This is a genomic window from Kordiimonas aquimaris, assembly GCF_025574485.1.
In the GTDB taxonomy this organism is placed as follows: domain Bacteria; phylum Pseudomonadota; class Alphaproteobacteria; order Sphingomonadales; family Kordiimonadaceae; genus Kordiimonas; species Kordiimonas aquimaris.
Map to the genome: position 1 here is coordinate 615,906 of NZ_JAOBPO010000002.1, position 19,812 is coordinate 635,717.

Sequence of the window (19,812 nt, forward strand, 5' to 3'; positions counted from 1 at the left end):
CGGCGAGTGATGAATACAGGAAGAAGATTTGAATATGTTTAAGAGTTACTTACTAACCGCGTTACGACATATTTTAAAAAACCGTTTATACAACATGATTAACATCGGTGGTTTGGCGGTGGGTTTGTCTGCGTGCATTATGATACTGCTATATGTTGATCATGAGCTATCTTATGATCAGTGGATTCCCGAGAATGAGCGCGTTTTAAGGGCAGAAGTCGACCTGAATTTTGAAGGTTCACCAGCAAGTCGTTCAGAAAATATGCCGCCCGCTATTGGGCCGCAAATGGCTGAACAATTAAATGAGGTCGAATTAAGTACAAGGCTTGTCGTAAATCATGCAGCGCTTGCATACGAGAGTTTTGCCTTTGATCAAAGTGTTACGCTCACAGACCCTAGTGTTTTTGAAATGTTTGGTATTGAGTTATTGGAGGGCGATTCTGAAACAGCGTTAAATGACCCAACAAGTATTGTCTTAAATGCAAGTGATGCACAGCGTTTGTTTGTGGATGGTCAAGCTCTCGGTAAAATATTGAAAGTTAACGGTGAATTTTCACTAAAAGTTACTGGTGTGATGCCGGATTGGCCAAATGCGTCAGATTTGGATGTGAAGGCTCTTGTGCCGTATTCGTCACCTATTATTGATGACCAGCCATGGTTGAGAAATAGTTGGGGTTCTTTTTCAGGTTACACATATATACGGATTGCAAAGGGTGTAAGTGTAGGCGAATTAACCTCCGCTTATAATATGTTAGCACGCCGAATTGCTCCGGACTGGGTTTACAAAGATAAGGAGGCTCGCAATTTACCCCCGGTTATGGATTTTCTTTTTACACCAGCTAAAGATGCTCATCTCAAGTCAGAAGATAAATCTGGAACCCGTGGCAGCATTAATGGATTATGGTCAGCGTCTATCGTCGCCTTCCTCATTTTGACGATAGCAGTAATGAATGTTACCAATTTGGGCACAATGCTGGCTCTTAAGCGCGTACGTGAAGTAACCATCCGAAAAGCTTTAGGGGCGGATGCAAAGCAACTTGTAATTCAGATATTGACTGAGTCGATGGTCCTTACTGTCTTGGCTTTGTTGATTGGGCTGGTTATCGCCGAGTTCATGTTGCCATTCTTCGGCACCTTAATGGATCGTTCACTAAGTACTGAGGCACTTTATACCCCTTCGTGGTTGTTAGTGATAGGTGTTGGGGTTGTTGTTTCAGGCTGTGCCAGTGGGCTGTATCCTGCTTTTGTAGCGGCCAAGTTTCGCCCTGTAGACCATTTAAATGGGATAAAGCCTAGTATTGGAGTTAGGTTTAGAAACTTTCTGATGGTAGCTCAGTTCACAGCCACTATTGGATTGCTTGGTACTTGTTTTGTGGTTTTTCAACAAGCACAGTATGCCCAATCACGTGACCCGGGATTTGATAGTACGCAGATATTTCAAGTGAGTGGTATTCAGCGTCCAGTTGTTCTGGAAAATGAACGGTCTCTTCGCGATTCTTTTGCCAGAATTGAAGGTGTTGAGGCTGTGGCGGCAAGTCATGTCGCCGCTGGAAATGGGTACTATAATAGCAGCACGCTATCTCTTGAGGGCGACGACAACGTACAATTTAGGCGTATTGCTGTGTCACGAGAGTTTTTCGAAACTATGAATATGACCGCGCTTGCTGGGCGGCTGTTTTCAGCTGACCGAGTTAGTGATTATGTGGTTTTCGGTGAAGATAGTAGGCCGACGCCTATTGTAATCAACCAGACTGCTCTTGAAAGACTTGGTTTGGCGTCCGCGCAAGATGCTGTTAACCGCATCTTGCATGGCAGTGAAAATAGGCAATTTACCATTATAGGTGTTGCAAACGATGTAGCGATGGGCTCAGCACGAAGTGACGTCAGGCCATCATTCTATTGGGTCGGCCCTGAAGAGTACCGTCACATTATCATGAGAGTGTCTTTTGATAATATCGAAAAGACATTGTCTGCAATTGACGATGTTTGGCGTGACAAATTTCCGGATATTCCGATGAATGGACAATTCATTGAAGAAGCATTCACGGAATACTATGAGACTGAGCGCCGTAGAGGGTGGCTTCTATTAGGTAGTGCAATCGTAATGATCATCATTTCTGCAGTAGGTTTGTTTGCTCTTTCTGCATTAACTACAGAACGACGGTCGAGAGAGATTGTTATCAGGAAAGTGTTGGGTGCCAAAACTAGTAACATTGTAAATTTGCTGTTGTGGCAGTTCTCAAAGCCTATACTGATTGCTAACCTTGTCGCCTGGCCTATCGCATGGGTGGTAATGCAAGATTGGCTAGAGTCATTTGTGGACAGAATTGCGCTTACGCCTGCGCCTTTCCTTTTTGCTAGCTTTCTCGTCATCATGATCTCTGCTGTGACAGTTGTTGTACAATCAATAGCTACAGCAATAGCAAACCCGGCAAAGATATTGAGACATGAATGACCCTGCATGAGGGCAGGGACTTCGGTACAGAAATAATAATAAAACACGATGTGTGAGGAACACAGGAATAGGATCAAGACATGTTTAAAAGCTATCTACTGACAGCGTTGCGGCATATTTTTAAAAACCGTTTGTTTACCGCAATCAATATCCTTGGTTTGGCTATTGGATTGATGAGTTGTATCCTTATTCTGTTGTTTGTGCGTGACGAGCTGACCTATGATCGATTTATGCCTGACGGCGACCGCATTGTACGCCTTCATTCTGCATTTTATCCTCCCGGACAAGTCCCGTTTTTAACGGTACGGTCCGCGGGACGTATGATGGAAGCTCTGAAAGGATATGCGACTGCCGAAGTTGAAGATGGTGTTCGCCTATTTTACAATGGAACCACCATCATTAAAGACGATGTCGCGTTTTCTGAAACCGTCACATTCGCTGACCCGAGTTTTTTTAACGTATTTGATTTGCCTTTTGTACAAGGCAACGGCGAAACAGCTTTTGTGAAGCCCGGCGACTTCGTTATCTCGGAAGAGATGGCGATCAAGTATTTTGGTCGTACAGATGTTGTCGGTGAAACGCTGACCGCATGTTGTCTTGGCGGTGAGCAGATATCATTGGTCATTAACGGTGTGATCAAAGACATCCCTGATGCATCTCATATGTCAATTGATCTGCTCTTATACATGGACCCCAATATTTTCATCGCATCTCCCAATATTCTTGAAACTTGGACGAGTGTAAATGTTTATACATATTTCAAGCTTCGTGAGGGCGTTACAACTGAACAGATGAAAGAGCGTGTTTATACGTGGTTGGATAATGAAAGTATTTTTAAGGATAATCCGCAAATTACGGGCAAGCCTAGTGACTTTATAAAACCGAACATTATGCCATTGCGTGATATTCATTTGGATGCACGTGCAGATGCTGGCAACTTAGGTGATATCACCCCTATGGGCGACCGAACAATGGTGATGACTTTTGCCAGTGTTGCTTTGTTGGTGCTGATCATTGCTTCAATTAACTTTATGAATTTATCGACAGCCAAAGCTGTTAACCGCTCGCGCGAAGTGGCGCTTCGTAAGGTAATGGGAGCAACGCGCTTACAGGTGGCGCTTCAGTTTCTAGGTGAAGCATTAATGATTGCAGTGTGTGCTTTATTACTTGCGATTGTTGGTGTCGAAATGGCCTTGCCTGTATACAATGAAGCAATCGGGGCGACGCTTGAGTTAAACCTGGCAACGGATATTTCGTTACTGGCCTCTCTTGTTGGTGCAGCAGTTTTAACCGGATTGATATCAGGCAGTTACCCGGCGATTTACTTGTCAGGCTATATGCCAGCACGTATTTTGCGATCTAACAAGTCTTCAGGGTCCAGTTCTCAGGCAGGGTTCAGATCAGCGTTGGTTGTTTCCCAGTTTGCCATATCAATTGGTTTGGTGATTTGTACAGCGGTTGTCTACGGACAAACCGTGTATGCGCGTTCTTTGGATGTAGGATACAATTATGACAATAAGCTTGCCATTACTAGTGTCCAGAATATGCAAACAAGCGAGCAAGCGGAGACTTTGCGTCAAAGCCTTGAGCGAGTACCGGGTGTTTCCAGTGTCGTGTTGTCATCTGAAGTGCCGAGTCAGGACCGTGAAAATAATACAGGTTTTACACTTATAGGAGGTGATCCTAGTGCTGCTGCTGATAGTGGAGGTGTTACGATTAACTACCATTCTGTAGGCTATGGTTTTCTTGAAGCGTATAACATCAAGCCTTTGGCTGGGCGGACATTTGATCAAAGCTTTGGTACAGATGAGGTTTCGGTTATTCCGGATGAAGAAGAGCGCGTAGGTGAAGCCAGTGTTATTCTAAACGAGTCTGCTATTCGTGCACTCGGTGTAAGTAACCCGGAAGAAGCTATTGGCAAAACTGTGAAAGCCTCTATTTTTCGCGCAGGCAATTATGATTTAACGATTGTCGGCGTTGTGCCTGATGTTTATTTCCGGTCTATTAAATTTGGCGTACGCCCAACGGCATACTGGGTGTTTCCGCGTTCTTTCAGTGTTGCATCGGTAAGTTATGACGCGGAGAATGTCAGTGATTTGACGACAAATGTTGAACGCATATGGCGAGATCAGATGCCTTTGACACCTCTATCGTATGAGTATGTTTCAGAAATGTTGGCTGCTCAATACGATCAGGAAAACAGTCAGGCTGAGCTGTTTGCTGCATTTTCTATCCTGGCTATTGTTGTTGCCTGTCTTGGTTTGTATGGTTTGGCCTCTTTCACTGCAGAGCAGCGAACAAAAGAAATTGGCATCCGTAAAGTTCTCGGTGCAACGGTGCGTGATGTCGTGCAATTGTTAGTGTGGCAATTCTCACGTCCGGTGTTGATTGCTAACCTGATCGCCTGGCCACTGGCTTGGTACTTCATGTCAGATTGGTTGGATGGTTTCACCTATAGTTTGGGTGACAGTTACATACTTACAGTAGCCGTTATCTCGGGTGCGGTTGCGATGTTGATAGCATGGATGACTGTTGCCAGCCGTGCTTACAGGGTTGCGCAAACCAACCCGATAGCTGCGCTGCGCTACGAATAGGGCAGCACGAGACCAGATTGTGTTTACCAAATGATCAGCTATTTAATCCCATTATTTGGCTGATCTCCATACAAGGAGCAACGCCGCTCTTTGACAGTATATGCGATGCATTAGAGGTTAGTTATGGAAACCAGCGATTAATACGGTCATACAGCGGTTTCCCGGCCAGTTTTTCGAGAACGTGACCGCCATTATCAACAATTTCCAACTCAGTATCGGTACCCATATTCTTGAAAGTGTCGTGTGCTTTTTGCGCTTCTTTTAACCAGTATGAATCGCGTTCTCCGACGATAAAGCGTATTCGCATATCTTTTAGTTTCTCGAATTGGCCACGGTTGCGTGGGTGCCCCGGAATTGTTAGTAAACCAGCAAAATCATTAGGGAAAGCCGCGGCAACACGGAACATAACTCCGCTGTTGGCTGAATAGCTCATCATATGTAATTTATCATTTCTAACGTCGATAAGTTCATGCAGATGATTGATGACACTGCGTATATCATCGTTGTTAAAGCCAGTTTTACCAAAGAAGGCCTCAATCATAACCCAGCCATGCAAAGCTGGGTCATTTTTAAGGAAAAAGTTCCCGGGAGTTATCATGACCGGATATGACGCTTGTTGGTCAAAGTGATCAGGTAAGTGATATTTTATCATGATTTGTTTGCCTTGAGGTGTTTCAAATACTTCCTCGCGGTCCGCGACTGCTGGCGGTAAGGATTGTTGCCCATATACAGGTAACGCCCAAAAGACACACAAAACAAACAGGTTGATACAACGTATCATTGATAATCTCCTACACTGAATATATGTGAGAGATTATCAATGCTTTTAGCGTTGTGTGCATCCAGGCTAACAAGCCGTATCTGCCAGTGATGGACTGTAGCCTGATTGTTTTAGCCGAAATAAACTCCGACTAGAGCTTTATTCCCGCCTCAATGCGATGATTGGATTCATTCTTGCCGCTGCATACGTTCTAACGGATGTAGTGATTGCAGCCATCAGTAGCGTAATACTGCTGGCAATGAGGAATAAAGACAGTTCAAGCTCTGCTCTGTATGCAAAGCCCGTAAGCCAATCGCGCATCAAATACCAAGCGGCAGGCCAGACTAACAAAGTTGCGATAATGACAAGCTTGGTATAGTCCCAAGACAGTAACGTTACGATTTGAGCGATTGTTGCGCCTAGCACTTTTCTAATGCCAACCTCCTTGATGCGGCGCTCCACCATGTAAGTTGTTAGACCATACAAACCAATGCATGAAATCATAACGGCTATACTTGCGAAACTTATGATCAGGCTGAATGTACGGTTTTCACCTGCATAAAAAGCAGCATAGTCGTCAGCTAGTATAGATCTGCGAATTGGCACGTCAGGTACCTGTGTACTCCAGGCGGCATCTATCGCGGCGAGGGCTTCTACTTCGCGCGTAGTGTCAATCTTGATAATCATCTGACGTGAACCGTCCTGCAACATGTATGAAAGTGGTGCGATCGGTGATCGAATGGACCGATAATGAGCATCTTTCACAACCCCAACCACAGTGAAGTCATAACTGTAATCAACACCGTCATTAGTATAGCCTGAGACAAGTGGTTTGCCGATGGCGTCAGCGACATTGGTCCAACCAGCGGCACGTGCGGCTGTTTCATTTAAAATGAGGCCGGCGCTGGCATGCGGTTGCTCTGGCGTTAAATTACGCATTTCATCGGCAGGGAAGTCTTCAGTAAAACTACGGCCAGCAGCCATTTCCATGCCCAATATCTCAAAGGAGTTGTACCCCATATTGACCACGCGGGTGCTAACGGTTTGCTCAGGGTCATTCGGGTTTGTGCCATACCCCCACCCATTAGATAAATCCTGCGAAGGAATGATGTTGGCATATGAAACAGACTTGATTGCTGGATTTTGCTCAAGCTGTGTTTTTATCGTTGGATAAGCACTTCTAGCAATACTGCTTGATGTGAAAACGCTCACGACACCCGTAGCATCAAATCCCAAAGGTTTTGAGAAAGCAAAGTTGATCTGCTTGCCAACGACTGCGCTTGCAATGATTAATCCTGTAGCGATTGAAAACTGTAACAGCATTAAGCCGGCGCGTATTTTTGCCGGACCGACGTTCTGGGCAACCTCGCCGTATAGGGCACGTGAAGGTTTTAGTTTTGATGCTATTAATGCTGGGTAAGAGCCTGCAAGGACAGCAATAACGACAGCTGTGATTGTCATAGCGCCAATGGTTTCTAACTCATAGAGCATTTGAGATTGTATTGAGGTTCCGACCAATTGGTTGAATATGGGTAGTGATAGCTCGGTTAGTAAAATGCCAACAACTAACCCCACTAGACATAGGAACATCGATTCGGCAATGAACAGGCTTGTGACACTATTTCCAGAAGCGCCTAGCACTTTGCGAACACCGATCTCTCGCAAACGGTTGGACACCTGTACTACTTGCAGGTTCATGAAATTAAATGCAGCGATTGATAATGTTAGTAAACCAACGATTAAGAAGATGTATATATCGCTTGATTGACGCGGCGTTTTGACAAGGCCTGTTATCGTGTCGCGTATTGGCATCTCATTTTGAAGTTCAGTGTTGAAATGAATATCGGTTATTGGCTGTAACGGTATGCGCAGCCATTCACGTGCATCATCAAATGCATTGTTGATCAAATAGTTTAGTGCAGCATCTTCTACGTCGGCTGCATTTGTACCCTGTGTAAGTTTTACATAGTGATAAAGTTGGTCGGAGCCGTTGCTTTGCCATATGCCTGGCCAACCCCAAATGGTTGGTAGTAGTTCCATATTAATGAAGATGTTTGATATGTGATGGCTATTCGATGGGTTGTTCTCAATGACAGCTGCTACGTTAAAGTCTTCATTGCCATCAAGCGTAAATGTTTTTCCAATAGCAGAAGTAGTACCAAACAGTTTCTGTGCTGCAGCTTTGGTTATAACGGCATTTCTAGCTTGCTGAATGGCACTTTGAGCACTGCCTTCAATATTGCCATATGAAAACATATCGAAGAAATTAGGGTCGACAAATGTAACGACTTCATATTGGCTTTTATCACCCACAGTTAGTAATTCTTCACCTGGAGCAATTCGAGTTACTGCTTCTATCTTATCCGGTAGTGCAGCGGCAATTGAAGGCGACAAAGGGTTAAAGAATGTTGCAAACCGCGCACCTGTACCAACATTGACCCAGTTCAAACGATACATTCGTTCATGATCATTATGCATGGTGTCGAAACTGGTTTCGTAACGCAAAAATAGCATAATGAGAGCGGCAATTCCAAAGCCAACACCCAACCCAATAACGCTGATCGCGCTATAAAGTCGACGTTTTATCAATGATCTAAGGGTCATCTTCAAATATGCTTTTAGCATGTTGAGCTCCTTTGCCGCATTTGTAATTTAGACAAGTAATCAGCAATAAGCGTGCCACCAATAAAGTTCGATTAAACCTTTAAATTACAATATGTTAGAATGGTTCTGCTGTGGATGTTTTGAGGTGGCTGTTCGAAAGCGGACATTAGATGTTCGATTATGAACATTTATGGCATTAACATTATTCTAATTTAGGGTTGGATACTATGACCTTGCTAGACTTGCATGGTTGGTTGTAGATTGTTTTTGGGTGAGTAAGCTAATTGAGAATTGATGCAAGTATCATGTGTATGAGGCTGGCATTTAAATATAACAAAATATCATTTCTGAGAAACGTATGTTCGTTGCGCTGAGCGGAACCCCATAATGGAACAAACTTCATTAGTTATCCTGTCACTTCTGCTGACATGTGGCGCTTTGTGCACGATCCTGTTTGTTGCCTGGCGTGCATTTGGTGAACAGAAGCACGTTCTAACCTGGGCAATTGTTTTTGCTGTATTGGCTGCAGACCTCGCTATTAACTTTGCCTGGTCCCGTGGTTGGTTAGCTAGTAGTTACTTGCATTGGCTCTCTTCAACATTTTTAGGTGTGTTAGCACCTGTGTTGGCGTTGTTAGGTTATCGGCAACGGCTAGAAAAACATATATACCTTCCCCTACAGTCTGGTGTCGTTATTGCTGTGTGTGGAGTGTCCGCATGGTTCACTTTTGAACAGCCTCATGCGGGTGTAAATGCTGTTATCCTTCCGACTATTACAGCGATGCTATTCATGTGGATTGCTTGGGTTATTTATGATGTGCCGCGACCAAAGCGTTCGATTGAATGGGCCAGTATCGTTGGGTATGTATTGTTTGCGGCAGTTGCATTGTCTGGGGCATTATACGGATTTGGCTTTGGTCAAGAAGCTTCACCTGAGGAATTGGCGCGGTATCAGTTGCTTCTGTTTCTGGTGTTGCCATCCACCGTTGTGGTTTTGGGTCTTTTGATGCTTTCGATGGTTGCTGCCGATTTGGCTAAACAGGCAGAAGACCTTACAGAATATCAAGAAGTAAAGCTGCGTGAAGACACCGAGAAAACTTGGGGTACCCTGCAGGATGTTATCGAGGCTATTCCTGACGTTGTCGCTATTGATGATGGCAAGGGTGTCATTGTGACATGCAATGAAGCGTTTGCCACGCTCATGCAGAGAACCAAAGACAGCATTGTTGGTAAGCGTTCAGTTGAATTGTTCGAGCTTTATACCAAAAGCTTTGCCACCATTGACAATGAAAAAGTGAAAAACGGGCAACATCTACTTCGCAAGTTTAGTCATGCGCTGACGACGGGAGCATCTATCGAAATCGTGAGTAGCGCAAACCGTAATTATATAGTTGATGCAGCGTATCTGCGCTCTGGTGGTCAAATTATGATTGCCCGTGATGTAACGCAATTATCGAATGCGCGCGCACGATTAGAGGCTGCAATTAATTCATTGCCTATTGGTTTTGCTTTCTTTGATCGCAACAATCAACTTGTTGCCTGCAACAAGAATTATGAGAAAGTGCATCAAAAAGAAACCAAATGGATAGAAAAACAAAGCGTTGAAAAACTAATGGGTAATCTAATGCGTCGTTATGATAGCTTTAAAGATTTCTCCATGCTGGAAAGAAGTGCATTAGTGCATGATGCAATTAATGCGATTGAAACACGTCAATCTACCAACTCTGTCTCTAAATTAGACGATGGAAAATGGTACGAAATGGCTGTTGAGCCGGTTGACGGTGGCGGTTTTGTTACTTTTGCCAGCGATATTACGAACAGACGCCTGCTTGAACTTGAAATGGAGCAAAACGAAGCAAAACTGAGGGAAATTCTGGGTAGCCAATCTTTCCCTGTTATCGTGACTAATAATGCAGATATGCGTGTAATGTTTGCGAGCCGGGCTGCCACCTCCGTTCTTGCTGACGAGAGCGATGATTTGATTGGTTATGAGGCTGATAAATTTTTGCCTTTAGATGTTCTCTCTGCAGATGAAGCGCCCAGTAGCATTGACAGTGAAACTGAAAATGCGTTGCAAGAAGTGCAGTTAACCAAGAAGGGCGGTGAAATTTTCCCAGCATTGTTATCAAGCCAAAATATTACATATTCAGGCGAAGCGGCCCGCGTGATTAGTTTTATCGATATAACGAATATCCATGAACTGACTACTGAACTGGCTGTTCAGCGACAGGCATTGTTCCAGAGTGAAAAATTGAATGCGCTCGGAACATTGTTGGCGGGTGTGGCGCACGAGCTTAACAACCCCCTAACTGTTGTGGTTGCCAACGCCCATGTTTTGGGTATGTCAAGCCAAGACGAAGCAGTACAAAGCCGAATAGAAAAAATCACTAACGCTGCCGATAGGTGTTCAAAAATTGTCCGATCTTTCCTTGATATGGCACGTAAAAGCCCCGGTGAAACTGTTGCTTTCGATTTACTTGAATGTATTGAGCAAGCAATGGAGATCACTAGCTTCGGACTGCAGGAATATAAGGTTGAATTGGTCGCTGAATTGCCGGCACGGTTGCCGCAAATTGTGGGTGACCCAGATCAGTTTGCGCAAGCGATTATTAATCTGGTCATTAACGCGCAACATGCACTGGCGGGACTTGATGGTGAGCGAAAAATTACTTTATCAGCGAATGTTGATGAGGAAAATGAAAGGATAGAGCTACATATCGCAGATAATGGGCCCGGCATTCCGGCTGATATTCGTGACCGTATATTCGAACCGTTTTTCTCAACTAAAAAGGTAGGGGAAGGCACAGGGATGGGCTTGTCGCTGGTGCGCAATATTATTCAGGCACAAGGCGGGGAAATAACGTTGGTGCCTGACGATGCGGGCGCACATTTTTTAATAACGTTACCATTCAGTGATATACAACCAAGTGCAGATGTAGTTGCTGATGATAGAATTAAATGTAATGGGCCATATAATATTTTAATAGTTGATGATGATCCTGCGGTGCGTGAGGTTCTTGAAGATATGTTGATCCTTCAAGGGCATGAGGTCGTAAGTGCAAATTCAGGTGAACAAGCTTTACAAGAGCTGGAGGCACAGGCATTTGATTGCATGTTAAGTGATTTGCGTATGCCAGATATGGACGGACCTCAGTTGTTTGAGGTGATCAAGACACAATACCCACACATGGAAAAACGTACCGGATTTGTCACTGGTAATAATTTGTCTGAGCAGGTTCGAGAGTTTTTGGATACTTGTGAGAGGCCTTCCCTTGGCAAGCCTTTCTTGCCGGAGGACTTGGAGTTGATGCTGTATAACTTAGTAGAAAGCAACAAGCCTTAAAATCATAACCGCGCCTCGTAGCTATAGTTACGTTAGCTTTCGCTGTTTTGATTAAATGAATAACCACCGCCCCAAGCAGTTTTTATCAGACGAGGTTGGCTGGGGTCTTTTTCTATTTTTTTACGAATACGGCTAATATAATTGTCGATACTACGATCAAACAGGCCAGCTTGACGACCTTGAGACAATTCAAGAAGCTGGTCGCGGCTAAGCACAGTATTTGGGTTTTCCAGAAAGACTTTCAGCAATCGTGCTTCACCAGTACTTAAGACAATAGATTCCCCGTCTTCACCAACTAGCTCTTGGTTGGCGTGGTCAAAGCGCCATTTGCCCATACGGTCTGATACCGCTTGAGTTGGAGATGTCGCGGCTTTGTCCGCTGCTCTGCGTAAAACAGCGCGGATGCGCGCAAGCAGTTCACGTGGATTAAATGGTTTAACAACATAGTCATCAGCGCCTAGTTCAAGACCAATGATGCGCTCGGTTTCCTCAGCTCTTCCAGACAGGAAGATAACTGGAACAGTGACTATTTTTTGCATTTCCCTGAACAGAGTAAACCCGTCTGTTTGACCAAGCATAATATCAAGAATAGCAAGGTCAGGTTGTTCTTTGCTGACACTCTCGAGAGCCTGCTCAGCATCTGACGCGGTGCTAACACGAAATCCTTGCGCTTCCAGATAAACGCTAATGGGTTCGCGAATATCTTCTTCGTCGTCAACTAACAGGATATGTTTTTGTGTTTCCAAGTTTTTACCCCACTATGAAACCACGCTCACATTCAGACACTTATATAGCAAGCTTCTTTTGATACATGTTAAACAATAAATACTTATATATTCAAATGATGAAAGTAATTAACGACTTATGTCGACATTTAAATAGTCCATTATGGGCTGAAATGAATGTTGTGTTATGAAAATGACGACATTTAAGGCCGATGATGTATAATTAGTTTTGGTAAATGAAGTACAACAATGAAAGCACAGCCATTGCTTAATAGCGATTTTGCCAGCAATCGGCCTGTAAGCAAAGCCGATATTCCAGATCCGATTATTAGTGGTGTACAAAGAGAACGCTGGCTCAGGGTAGGGCGTTTTCTATCGATGAAGCAAAGTGCAGCGGTTTTTTTGCTGGGCCTTATTGTCGTACTGAGTGGCTCTCTGAGTTATGTTTTCTATCAGTCAGTAAATAACCTACTGATGTCAGAAATTCAGAAACGTGCACAATCAATTGCCGAAAATGTAGCTGAAAGTGCTCAATTTGGCGTGTTGTTATCTGATCGCCTCACTCTAATTCAGCTTGCCGCTTCATATATGGAACAAGATGACGTTCGTTACATTTGGATTGTCGATGAAGTGGGGACACCTATTTTACCGGGGGCATGGAGCATCGAAAAACTTGTGTTTAACGATGCACTTATCAAGAGCGTGCTAACAACGGGCCTTACAGCGGCAAGGCAAACAAATTTGGGCACTCCTGTAAGAGGCGAAGAGTCTTTCGATGGTTATCACGTTGCTGTTCCGGTTTGGTATGAGACGTATGATGGCATACTTGATGTGGACATTGACGGAGAGACAGAAGTTGGTGTCGTTTTCTCTAATGATAGAACGCTTATTGGTATGGTGCAGGTCGGACTTTCACTAGAAAGTGTTCATAAACAGGCCCGCCTTACTATGTTGCGCTCAGGATTGTTGGTAGCGGGTGTCACGTTTTTGACACTCGTTGTCGCCGCAACGCTTTTGCACCGATGGCTTGAGCCATTACAAGTTGTTACTGCAATGGCAACCCGTATCCGAGAACGTGGTTACGATGAGGCTGTTAAGAATACAAACGCTTTCAAAATCAGCGCATATGATCGCTCTGCAGTTCATGGACGTGTTGATGAAATTGGCCAGCTATACCAAACATTTACAGAGATGATGCAGGAATTGGCGCGGCATGATAAGCGACTAAAGGAACAAAAAGAGTATCTTAAGCAGATGGTCACAGACCAAACGGCTAAATTGATGGTGGCTAAAGAGGCGGCGGAAGCGGCAAATAGATCAAAGTCAACCTTCCTTGCGTCAATGAGCCATGAAATCAGAACGCCGCTTAATGCTGTGTTGGGTTACACTGAAATACTTAAATCCCAGCCCGACGTTACTGAAGAACAGCGTGCTGAACATCTTAATCTTATTCAAGCTAGCGGGCACCATCTACTCATTCTTATCAATGATATTCTAGACCTTTCGGAGCTTGAGGCAGGTAATTTTGAGGTGCAGAAGTCTACATTTCAACTAAATGAATGTATTGATCCGGCAATCAGTATCAATAAGCATGCTGCTGATGAAAAACATATTGTGTTGAATGTTAGCGTCCAAAATGTACGGATCAAAAGTGATGAGAAAATTATCAGGCAGATGCTTGTTAACCTTGTTTCAAATGCAGTCAAGTTTACACCTGACGAAGGCAAAGTGGATGTTTTTGCCAAGATAGTAAACGGTCAGTTGATGATCGAAGTATGTGATACAGGTATTGGCATGAGCGATGCTGAAATTTCGCGAGCGGAGCAGTTGTTTGAGCAAGGCGAAGGACTGGGGCACACAAAAAAAATTGCTGGTGCAGGCCTGGGCTTGCCTCTTGTGAGACGTCTTGCAGCAGTTTTGAATGGAAAAATGTATATCTATTCAGAGAAGGGTGTAGGCACAGTTGTACGGTTGCGGATACCAATCACCGAGAACGAGGCGCAATAAAGCACAGGCTGCGCACTTCAAACTATTTACCCCAAGCGCAATATTTCTAATCATATTTAATCTTTTAATAGATTTTATCTGCAAACAAACCATATGAGGAAATATCGCTAGGAGTAGCAGGAAGCAACCTCGGGATGCCTTTCCTTTATATGAAGTCAGGAGTTATTAATGCAATCATTTTACCCTCAGAAGCGCTTGCTCATGGGCCCTGGTCCGTCTGACGTGCATTCGCGTATTTTGGAGGCTATGTCGCGTCCAACGCTTGGTCATTTAGACCCTGATTTTCAAAACCTGATGGAAGAAATTAAATCCGGCCTCAAGCGCGCTTATAAGACAAAAAACCGCATGACATTTCCAGTTTCCGCACCAGGTTCAGCCGGAATGGAAAGCTGTTTCGTAAATTTGGTCGAAGAAGGTGACCGCGTTGTTGTTGTAAAGAACGGTGTTTTTGGGGAGCGGATGCGGCATAACGTGATGCGTGCAGGGGGCATACCCATTGTAGTTGACGTGGAATGGGGCAAGGCTCCTGACTTAAACAAAATTGAAGAAATACTAAAAGATAACCCTGATGCCAGCCTTCTTGCGTTTGTGCATGCTGAAACGTCTACAGGTGTTCGGGCTGATGCTGAATCTATATGCCGTTTAGCACGTAACCACGATTGTCTGACGATCATGGATGCTGTTACAAGCCTTGCAGGTATCGACCTTGAGGTAGATGCCTGGGGTGTAGACGCCGTTTATTCAGGTTCGCAGAAATGTTTGTCGTGCACTCCTGGTTTGTCTCCGGTTTCTTTTTCTGAAGCTGCGCTGGATAAAATCAAAAACCGTAAAACCCTTGTGCGAAGCTGGTTCTTGGATCTCACATTAGTTATGAACTATTGGGAGGGCGATGGAGGCCGCAGTTACCATCACACAGCGCCTGTAAATGCGTTGTATGGTCTGCACGAATCTCTTGTTATGCTATTTGAAGAAGGTCTTAATGAAACAATCGGGCGCCATGCGGCCGTACATCAGCAATTGGTTGCAGGCCTTGATAAGATGGGGCTTTCGTTGTTTGTGGACGAGTCAGTTCGTCTGCCTCAACTCAACACCGTTAATGTGCCTGAAGGCATCGATGAAGCGAAAGTGCGTAGCCGCATGTTATCGGATCATGGCATTGAGATTGGCGCAGGCCTTGGGCCTCTTGCCGGTAAAGTGTGGAGAATTGGTTTGATGGGTAACAGTGCACGTCCTGAAAGTGTTGATAGGTGCTTAACTGCGCTCTCAGATTCAATTAATGCTGTGGATAATCAATAGACTCGTTTTGCCTACCAATCAGGGAAGCTCGGGACAATGAAGATAATGTCCTGAGCTAAAGGTTTTCTTAGTCGTTTTGGGTTGGAACACTATAGGTGACGTTGCCGCCTAATAATGATTCCATTGGAGGAGTGCCCATATTTACAGCACGCCCATGTGCTGCCGCTTCATTAACATTCATGCCTTTATGCTTTACCAAATAGGCTGCCCACATATGACTGGCGCGCCACGCAACAGTGCAGTGAATGAGGGCTTTACCATCAGCCTCATCCATGACTTTGGCAAAGACTTCTAGCGCTTCGGGTGAATATGGATGTTGGTTGCCGCCAAGTGGAATGTTGACATACCGCATGCCGAGTGCGTTTGACTGCTTTGCTTCATCAAACGGAACGATGGATCTATCATTCATTTCATCCGGCGTTCTAAAACTGATCACGGTTTTTACACCTTGTTTTGCCATGCGTTCAAGGCCCTGAATACTTGGCTGTCCAGCGATAAACACATTGCCTGTTTGGGCTAAGACATCCTGAAAACCGTCTGCATCCAGCTTATGCGGCAGTGGTTGAGGCTCGTTGGATAATGTTGATGTTGCCCAGCCGATTAGAATAATCATCGTCGCAAATAGTTTTTGCATTATGTTCTCCCTGATGCCTTAGGTGAAAAGCGCTTATTATTTGTTAATAGTCTCTTCGTGGATGTAAGAAGGATAAGCTTAATATCTTAGTTTTGATAGAGATGTGTAACTTTATCGCAGCCTTGAATTAGGGACATATTGTAATGACACACTTGAATTTTAGAAAAGCCGCACGTGCGGATGTTGCAATGTTAATTGATTTTATTCGTGCGCTCGCGAGCCATGAGCGCCGTCCTGAGGCCGCGACTGTCACTGATGCAAGCCTTGAACAACTATTGTTTGGTGAAAGCAAGCTCGCTGATGCTTACATTGGATTTGTCGATGAAAAGGCAGCTGCATTTGCCGTAGTTGCACAACGTTTTTCGAGCTTTAAGGGCGAGAGGTCACTGTACCTGGAAGACATGTTGATCGTTGATGACTACAGAGGGCAAGGTCTCGGTACGCAGCTCTTCGCCTTTGTAGCTGACCTTGCCGTTAGCGGCGGTTATAGTGGTCTTAACTGGTCGGCTCTTGATGATAACGATGTTGCCATAGGTTTCTATAACCATATAAAGGCGGAAGAAGAAACTGGCGTTTTGCATTTTTCAATGGACGCCGAGAAGTTACAGCAATATTTGGAAAATATGTGATGCGTAAAGCTGAAGCCTATAAAACAATTCATGGTCAAATTCTTGCCGTACTTGATGGTGAGACCAATCAAATCGCACAAATGGCAACAATTTCATGCCTGCTATCGCTTGCTTTCCCAGATCGGTTCTTCTGGACAGGGTTTTACGTGGTAGACCCGCAAAATCCCGAAGAGCTTGTTGTCGGGCCATACCAAGGCACACTTGGATGTTTGCGTATCCAGTTTGGACGCGGTGTTTGCGGTACGGCTGCACAAACAAAACAAACTCAGATTGTGGATGATGTGCACGCTATCCAAAACCATATTGCGTGCGATGCTTTGACCAACTCTGAAATTGTTGTTCCGGTTGTGGATGGTGATGGCAACCTGATTGCGGTGTTTGATGTAGATTCGACCAGCAAGGCAGCATTTGATATTGAAGACCAGCAATGGCTTGAGAAAATCATCAATGACATCTTTGCACCCATAGAAGATTGATAGCCGTGAAAATGACACAAGAGAGTTGATTACATGAAGTATTTGCACACGATGGTACGGGTCACGGATTTAGACGAATCGCTTGCATTCTACTGCGGCAAGTTAGGGCTGGTTGAAGTTAGTCGTAAGGATGTGCCAGCTGGACGCTTCACACTAGTGTTTCTAGCAGCCCATGCCGCGGAAGATGCACAGGTTGAGTTGACATATAACTGGGACTCTGAACCATATCCAGATGGCCGCAATTTTGGCCATTTGGCATACCTTGTTGATAATATCTATGAAAAGTGCGCCCATTTAATGGAAAGCGGAGTGATTATCAATCGACCGCCGCGTGACGGATATATGGCATTTGTGCGTAGTCCTGATAATATTTCCATAGAGCTCTTGCAAAAAGGCGAGCCTTTACCGCCACAAGAACCGTGGGCTTCAATGCCAAACACGGGTGAATGGTAGAAAATCATATGAAAAGGTGTTAGTTACACGGAGTCAGGCGAAGTTTAACAAAAACTGTAATAATTAATCTTTTTTTATTCTTCCTGCCGTAGGTAGTTGTGTAGTAGCGATATTAGGGGATTTTTTTGCAACTTCGATGGAATCATAAGATTTCTTTCAAGCTAGCAAGAACAGCAGTGATAATTGCTTTTACTGTTGGTTTTATCTTGTCTGCAGGCCAGGTGTATCTTGATTACCTTGAAGAAGGTGATGTGCTGGATCAAAAAGTACAAGAGAGCCTTCAGGTTGCGGAAAAGGCTGCAACACGTGCTGTGCTTATTCTTGATAGTGACCTCGCACAAGAAGTTGTTTCTGGCCTGATGGTCTATGACTATGTTGCCGAGGCAACAATTATGGATGATTTAGGCTCTGTGCTCGCCGGTGATCGGCGTGACACCAAAGAGCTTGGCGGTACAGGGACTGACTATGCGCGTGTGCTCATTGAAGATTTTTCAACCCATCGTCATCGGCTGAATTTACCAGATACTATGGCTGAACGTCCTGGCCGACTTGAAGTCGTTATTGATCGTGCTGTCGGCTTGCAGCCGTTTTTTGCAAGAGCAACGACAACCTTTATGACGGGCTTGGTTCGTAACCTTTTGCTGGTTCTGCTGTTGTATTTTGCGTTCCATCAAGGACTTACTAAGCCAATGGCTGAAATGGCACGGGAAATTTCTGATATTAATCCTGAAAAGCCCGGCGAGAAGCGTATCAATATTCGCAAACGTAACGAGAAAGACGAGCTTGGTATGCTCGCGCGGCAAATCAACTTGTCATTTGATGCGGTTCAGGTCCTGCTTGATAACCTGCGATCAACTAACAAGGCACTTTCATCGTCTGAAGATACGCTGCGTAAGCGTTCGTGGGAGCTGGAGCAGGAGGTTGAACGAGCAAAGAAAACTTCGGTCGAATTGTTGTTAACCAAGGAACAGGCTGAGGCTGCAAACCGCGCCAAAAGCGTGTTTCTTGCCAACGTAAGCCATGAGCTACGTACCCCGCTTAATGCTATTATCGGGTTTTCCAGTATTATGTCGGATCAGATGTTTGGACCGATTGGTCATGATAAATACCGGGAATACCTTAAAGATATAAGGTATTCGAGTGAGCATTTATCTGATGTGCTGGGTGAAGTGTTAGATTTGGCCAAGATTGAAGCCGGACAGTTTCAAATCGAAGAAGAATATGTTGATGTTATTCGGCTACTTAAAGAAAGCCAGACATTGATAGCAGGGCAAGCAGCGCAAAAAGGCATCACTGTATCACTGGATGTCAGTGACGATTTGCCAGATATATATGGAGACAGGTTGCGATTGAAGCAGTCGGTCTTGAATCTGTTAACTAACGCGATCAAATTTACCCCGTCTGGTGCTGAGGGTGTGCGCTTTTCTGCTGCTGTTACAGATGACGGCAGCATGGAAATTGTTGTTATTGATCGCGGCATTGGTATTCCTAAAGAAGAGATGGATATGATCTTCTCGCCGTTTGTGCGGTCCTCCACGGCGCTGAGTCGTAATCATGAAGGAACGGGTTTGGGCTTGTCGTTGGTAAAAGCTTTTGTTGATATGCATCAAGGCACCGTTTCGGTTTCCAGCGACAAGAATAAAGGTACGATGTTTACCATTCGTATGCCTGCCGCACGTGTTCAGGAGCGCCCCGTAGATAACAAAGCAGAAAATGTCATCTAAGCTTTCTTTTGTTTGTTACGCCTTCACATTAACGTTCACTGTCGAATGCCCTTCTATTCTTGCTTGTCAGCGAGAGCCGGTTTAGTGATGACCGGCAACTGGATTGGTAATTC

13 protein-coding genes are annotated in these 19,812 nt (G+C 44.6%); 9 read left to right on the forward strand and 4 right to left on the reverse strand.

Features of this window, described 5'->3' with window-relative positions:
* The first annotated feature begins 34 nt into the window (after positions 1 to 34).
* Together OEU88_RS08645 and OEU88_RS08650 are read left to right on the forward strand one after the other, a co-directional pair.
* Positions 35 to 2,455, forward strand: a complete 2,421-nt coding sequence (locus tag OEU88_RS08645) for an ABC transporter permease (RefSeq protein WP_262694755.1) — start codon at positions 35 to 37, stop codon at positions 2,453 to 2,455.
* An 80-nt stretch (positions 2,456 to 2,535) separates the two neighbouring features.
* Positions 2,536 to 5,049, forward strand: coding sequence for an ABC transporter permease (locus OEU88_RS08650; protein ID WP_262694756.1), 2,514 nt, complete (start codon positions 2,536 to 2,538; stop codon positions 5,047 to 5,049).
* Between the two features lie 121 nt (positions 5,050 to 5,170).
* Here OEU88_RS08650 and OEU88_RS08655 read toward each other — a convergent pair whose 3' ends face one another.
* Entirely contained in the window at positions 5,171 to 5,830 is a 660-nt protein-coding gene (locus OEU88_RS08655; protein ID WP_262694757.1) for an alpha/beta hydrolase family protein, read from the reverse strand.
* A gap of 138 nt (positions 5,831 to 5,968) precedes the next feature.
* Entirely contained in the window at positions 5,969 to 8,434 is a 2,466-nt protein-coding gene (locus OEU88_RS08660; RefSeq protein ID WP_262694758.1) for an ABC transporter permease, read from the reverse strand.
* 366 nt (positions 8,435 to 8,800) lie between these two features.
* On the opposite strand from OEU88_RS08660, the gene OEU88_RS08665 reads away from it, so the two are divergent.
* On the forward strand, positions 8,801 to 11,755 hold the full coding sequence (locus OEU88_RS08665; RefSeq protein ID WP_262694759.1) for an ATP-binding protein: 2,955 nt from the start codon (positions 8,801 to 8,803) through the stop codon (positions 11,753 to 11,755).
* A 32-nt stretch (positions 11,756 to 11,787) separates the two neighbouring features.
* Here OEU88_RS08665 and OEU88_RS08670 read toward each other — a convergent pair whose 3' ends face one another.
* Positions 11,788 to 12,501, reverse strand: coding sequence for a response regulator (locus OEU88_RS08670; RefSeq protein ID WP_262694760.1), 714 nt, complete (start codon positions 12,499 to 12,501; stop codon positions 11,788 to 11,790).
* A gap of 228 nt (positions 12,502 to 12,729) precedes the next feature.
* On the opposite strand from OEU88_RS08670, the gene OEU88_RS08675 reads away from it, so the two are divergent.
* Together OEU88_RS08675 and OEU88_RS08680 are read left to right on the forward strand one after the other, a co-directional pair.
* Positions 12,730 to 14,487: a sensor histidine kinase gene (locus OEU88_RS08675; RefSeq protein ID WP_262694761.1), complete on the forward strand. Its 1,758-nt coding sequence runs from the start codon at positions 12,730 to 12,732 to the stop codon at positions 14,485 to 14,487.
* A 168-nt stretch (positions 14,488 to 14,655) separates the two neighbouring features.
* Positions 14,656 to 15,783, forward strand: a complete 1,128-nt coding sequence (locus OEU88_RS08680; protein ID WP_262694762.1) for a pyridoxal-phosphate-dependent aminotransferase family protein — start codon at positions 14,656 to 14,658, stop codon at positions 15,781 to 15,783.
* A 67-nt stretch (positions 15,784 to 15,850) separates the two neighbouring features.
* Here OEU88_RS08680 and OEU88_RS08685 read toward each other — a convergent pair whose 3' ends face one another.
* Positions 15,851 to 16,417 (reverse strand): fused DSP-PTPase phosphatase/NAD kinase-like protein, encoded by a 567-nt coding sequence (locus tag OEU88_RS08685; protein WP_262694763.1) that lies wholly within the window; start codon positions 16,415 to 16,417, stop codon positions 15,851 to 15,853.
* A gap of 143 nt (positions 16,418 to 16,560) precedes the next feature.
* Here OEU88_RS08685 and OEU88_RS08690 point away from each other — a divergent pair, with 143 nt between their 5' ends.
* The 4 genes from OEU88_RS08690 to OEU88_RS08705 all read left to right on the forward strand — a co-directional run bounded on the left by OEU88_RS08690 (position 16,561) and on the right by OEU88_RS08705 (position 19,699).
* The gene (locus OEU88_RS08690) at positions 16,561 to 17,046 is read left to right on the forward strand and encodes a GNAT family N-acetyltransferase (protein ID WP_262694764.1); all 486 of its coding nucleotides are present in this window, start codon (positions 16,561 to 16,563) and stop codon (positions 17,044 to 17,046) included.
* The gene (locus tag OEU88_RS08695) at positions 17,046 to 17,522 is read left to right on the forward strand and encodes a GAF domain-containing protein (RefSeq protein ID WP_262694765.1); all 477 of its coding nucleotides are present in this window, start codon (positions 17,046 to 17,048) and stop codon (positions 17,520 to 17,522) included. The genes OEU88_RS08690 and OEU88_RS08695 overlap by 1 nt, the downstream gene beginning before the upstream one ends.
* Positions 17,523 to 17,555: 33 nt before the next feature.
* Positions 17,556 to 17,975 carry a VOC family protein gene (locus OEU88_RS08700; RefSeq protein ID WP_262694766.1) on the forward strand — a complete coding sequence of 140 codons (420 nt, stop codon included), beginning with the start codon at positions 17,556 to 17,558 and terminating at the stop codon, positions 17,973 to 17,975.
* A gap of 176 nt (positions 17,976 to 18,151) precedes the next feature.
* Entirely contained in the window at positions 18,152 to 19,699 is a 1,548-nt protein-coding gene (locus OEU88_RS08705; RefSeq protein ID WP_262694767.1) for a sensor histidine kinase, read from the forward strand.
* The last annotated feature ends 113 nt before the right edge of the window (positions 19,700 to 19,812 follow it).